The 1,095-nt window shown below is 63.4% G+C and carries 2 protein-coding genes; both read left to right on the plus strand.

The features are described 5' to 3' along the window. A partial coding sequence (locus tag ABWP09_RS13810) for an isochorismatase family protein (protein ID WP_353205702.1) occupies positions 1 to 551 on the plus strand: 551 nt, incomplete at its 5' end. A 127-nt stretch (positions 552 to 678) separates the two neighbouring features. Beyond that, entirely contained in the window at positions 679 to 1,062 is a 384-nt protein-coding gene (locus ABWP09_RS13815) for a Rid family hydrolase (RefSeq protein ID WP_353205703.1), read from the plus strand. Positions 1,063 to 1,095: the final 33 nt, after the last annotated feature.

Raw genomic sequence — 1,095 nt, forward strand, 5'->3', positions numbered from 1 at the left:
GGGCGGCGGGGACGATCGGCAAGATCGCGACCGTGCTTGAAACGGCGCGGGCGGCGGGGGTGCAAGTGGTGTTCCTGCAGAACGGCTGGGACGCCGATTACAAAGAGGCGGGCGGGCCGGGGTCGCCCAATTTCCACAAATCCAATGCACTCAAGACGATGCGCAAGCGGCCCGAGCTTTCCGGGCAATTGCTCGCGCGCGGCGGGTGGGATTATGCGTTGGTCGATGCGCTGACGCCGCAAACCGGCGACATCTCGCTCCACAAGACGCGCTATTCCGCCTTCTTCAATTCGCAGCTCGATAGCGTGTTGCGGTCGCGCGGTATCCGCAACTTGGTGTTCGTCGGAATCGCCACCAACGTCTGCGTCGAAAGCACGCTGCGCGACGGCTTTCACCTCGAATATTTCGGGGTGATGCTGGAGGATGCGACACACCATCTCGGCCCACCCGAAATGCAGGCGGCGAGCGTGTACAATGTCGAGAAATTCTTCGGCTGGGTCAGCACGGTCGCGGATTTCTGCGGCAGTTTCGGGCAGGTGGCGCGAGCGTGACCGACCCCTTCCTGTGTCATCCCCGCGAAAGCGGGGACCCATCTCCCGCGTCAGGTGCTGGGTCCCCGCTTTCGCGGGGATGATAAAATTGGGGAAAATCCCCCACATTCACTCAAGGAAACCAGCCATGCCCTTCGAACCCATCAACCCCCCGCAATTCCCCGCCCCGATCGCGCCTTATTCGGCGGGCGCGAAGGCGGGAAACACCGTCTATGTCTCGGGCGTGCTGGCGCTGGGCGAGGGCGGCGCGGTGCTGCATGTCGGCGATGCAGCGGCGCAGACGCGGCATGTGCTCGACGTGATCAAGATCACGCTGGCGGCGGCGGGGGCTCGCCTCGAGGACGCGGCGATGAACCACATCTTCCTGAAGGATCTGGCCGATTACGCCGCGTTCAACGCGGTCTATGCGGAGTATTTTCCGGGAGCCAAGCCCGCGCGCTATTGTATCCGCGCCGATCTGGTGAAGCCCGATTGCCTGGTCGAGATCGCCAGCGTTGCGCATCTTGGGTAAAACAGCTTCCCTCTATGCCGCTTCCCCGGCGAA

The sequence above is a fragment of the Sphingomonas sp. genome, from assembly GCF_040398505.1.
Classification (GTDB): Bacteria; Pseudomonadota; Alphaproteobacteria; order Sphingomonadales; family Sphingomonadaceae; genus Sphingomonas.